This window comes from Pseudomonas karstica, from assembly GCF_009707515.1.
GTDB classification, from domain to species: Bacteria; Pseudomonadota; Gammaproteobacteria; order Pseudomonadales; family Pseudomonadaceae; genus Aquipseudomonas; species Aquipseudomonas karstica.
Map to the genome: position 1 here is coordinate 1 of NZ_WLYI01000069.1, position 3309 is coordinate 3309.

A 3309-nucleotide genomic window follows, 5' to 3' on the forward strand; every position below is an offset into this window, starting at 1 on the left:
CATGGACTGGCTGGGGCACGCCGAAATCGCTGGCGGTGTGATTGAACTCGTTGAGCAGCAATTGACGCTCGGCTGCGGGCACGATGTCCAGGCGACTGGCCAGGCACTCAGGGGTCTGTTCAAGCGCTTCGACCAATGCAGCGACGGCCTGTGCGAGATAGGCTGCTATTCGCTGCGGGTCAATGCCGGCAATGGCCTGGGCCGTCACGGTGAAGTCGTTCCCTTCATCCGCCACCGCGACTTCAATCGGGTAGTTGGTGCGGGCTTCGTTGCTCAGGAAGCGCACGCCATCCCAGGCCAGGACGTGTTCTTCGTTGGCCAGGGAGCCGCCATCGGTTTGATGCCGATAATTGAATAACGTGGTGAACAACGGCAAGCCCGAGGCGACACCGCTGCAGCGCTGGGCCAGGGCCAGGGACGCCTGTTCGTGGGACAACAATTCGCTGAGGTCGCGGTAGGTTTCGTCGACGAGTGCATGGACGCCGAACTCGGCCAACTTCACCCGCACCGGCAGAGTATTGATGAACACCCCCAGGGCTCGATCGGCGCCTGCTGAACCTTGCAGTCGACCGGCGACCACGGTGCCGAATACCACATCGTCACGGTCGGTGCAGCGCCCTAGCACCTGGGCCCAGGCAATATGGAACAGCACGGCCGGCGTCACCCCGGCGCTGCGCGCCTGGGCACGGATTCTCTGGCCCAGGGCTGGGTCAAGACGGCTGCTGGTTTCGAAAACTTGGGCACCGTCGCCCTGCACATCCAGAACACCAAACGGCGCGGTGGGCGTATCGACACTGGCCAGGCGGTTTTGGAAGTAAGCTTCGTGGACCTGAGGCGACGTCGCCAGAATCTGCGCGACAAACTCGCGATACGGCAGCGGCACCGGCAAGCTGGCGCCGTGGCCTTGCAATAGGGCCTGGATTTCTTCGAGCACAATCCCCAGTGACACGTGGTCGCTGATCATGTGGTGATCGAGCAGTGCCAGTAACCAGCGTCCGGACTGCGGGTCCTGGGCGATACAGGCCCGCATCAGCGGCGCCTGCTGCAAGTCCAGGCGCAACTGCCGTGGATCGCTCAAGCGTTCCAGTTGCGTGCGCGGGTCTTCATCGGTCAGCAACGTAAGGGTGTGTACCGGCAACAGCGCCTGGCGGTGCACCACCTGGACGGCTTGCGGCAGGCCGACCCAATGCACTGCGCTGCGCAGAATGTCATGGCGATTGATCACCACCTGCATGGCGTCGACAAAGGCGTCGAGGCGTTGGCGATCGTCGAATTCGATCATCGAGCGCACCAGATAGGCGTCGCCTTCATGCCCCAGCAAGTGATGAAACAGAATGCCTTGTTGCAGCGGGGCCAGCGGGTAGATGTCCTGGATATTCGTGGCGCCACCGGGAACGGCGCTGACGATACGGTCCAGCTGTGCTTGCGTCATCTCTACCAGCGGCAACATGCCTGGGGTCAGTGCCGTGCAATCGGCCGGGATGCGGTTGGCTGGCGCCTGGAACAGCACTTCACTGCCGTGGCTCAGGGCTTGGGCCATTTCACGCAGGCTCGGGGCGGTGAATACGGTGCGTACCGTGGCACGCAGGCCGTGCTGGCGCAGGCGATCAATCAAGCTCACGGCCAGCAGCGAATGCCCACCGAGTTCGAAGAAACGGTCGTGACGGCCGACTTTTTCAATCCCCAGCAAGTCTTGCCAGACGCTTGCGACCACGTGTTCGATCTCGCCGCGTGGCGCTTCATAGGCCCGACTGGCGAAGGCATCCTGCCCCGGCGCGGGCAGGGCGCGGCGGTCGAGTTTGCCGTTAGGCGTCAGTGGCAGGGCTTCAAGGTGCACGTAGGCGCTGGGCACCATGTAGTCGGGCAGCGACTCCAGCAACGCGGCGCGCAATTGCTCCACCGGCACCGGTTCACCACACAGGTAGGCGATCAAACGCTTGCTGTCGGATTGTCCCGGTTTGCTTTCCTGGGCAACCACCACGGCTTCGCGCACGCCGGCAACAGCGGCGAGCACCGCTTCGATTTCCCCCAGCTCGACGCGAAAACCTCGGATCTTCACCTGGTCGTCATTGCGACCGAGGTATTCAAGAGTGCCGTCTGCGCGCCAGCGGCCGAGGTCGCCGGTCTTGTAAAGGCGTGCGTCCGGGTCGGTGGTGAACGGGTCGCGGATAAACTTTTCGGCGCTCAGTTCTTCTCGATTGAGGTAGCCACGAGCGACACCCACGCCGCCGATATGCAGCTCCCCGGCCACGCCTAACGGTGCAAGGGCCCCGGCGCTGTCCAGCACATGCAGCTGGGTGTTGCGCACGGGTATGCCGATTGAGCGGAAATCGTCGTTGTCGTTTTCCATCAGGCGAATCGAAGCGTTGACGGTGGCCTCGGTCGGGCCGTAGGCGTTGAACAGCGCCGGACGGTGGCTTGCACGGGCGAACCACTGGGCCACGGCCTGTTTGCCGACCGCTTCGCCGCCGATCATGAACTGACGCAGGGAGGTCGGCAGCGGCACGTGCTGATCGCGGCTGACTTGTTGCCAGAACACCGTCGGCAGGTTGGCCACGGTGATCTTGTGCTGCTCGCACAGCGCGGCGAAAGCGCTGGTGCTGGCAATCCAGGCATCGCTGCGCAGTACCAGTGTGGCACCGGACAGCAGGGCGCCAAAGATCTCTTCCACGGACATGTCGAAGGTCATGCTGGCAAATTGCAGGACGCGGTCTTGAGGATTCAGGCCATAGCGTTCTTGCAGCGCGCCGATCTGGTTGCACACCGAACGGTGCTCCAGCATTACGCCTTTGGGTTTGCCGGTGGAACCGGAGGTGTATATCACGTAGGCCAGGTGCCGGGAGGTCAAACCCTCGACCACCGGGTTGCTGTCATCGCCGTCAGCCGGGTCCTCCAGCAACAGGTGGGTAATCTGCAGCGGTGGCAGTTGTTCGGCCAGGTTGCCCTGGCTCAGCAGGACGCGTGGCGCACTGTCGCCAAGCATGTGCTGCAAGCGATCCTGCGGATAGTTTGGGTCGAGCGGCACGTAGGCACCGCCTGCCTTGAGAATGGCGAGGATGCCAATGATCATTTCCGGGCTGCGTTCAACCAGCAGCGCCACCCGTTCATCCGGGCGTAAACCGGCGGCGATCAGCCGGTGAGCGATGCGGTTGGCCCGGGCATTCAGTTGCGCGTAGCTGAGGCTGACGCCGTCGGCCTGTACGGCGCTGGCGTTCGGGCGTGCCCGTACATGCTGCTCGAACCACTCTTGCAGCAGCATTCTCTCAGGAAAATGGGCGTAGGGCGGGTTGAAGCCCCCGAGTAATTCCC

At 63.3% G+C, this 3309-nt stretch carries 1 protein-coding gene; it reads right to left on the reverse strand.

What is annotated here, in order from left to right; genetic code table 11:
* On the reverse strand, window positions 1–3309 hold a 3309-nt coding region (locus tag GIR22_RS25695), incomplete at both ends, for a non-ribosomal peptide synthetase (RefSeq protein WP_154746079.1).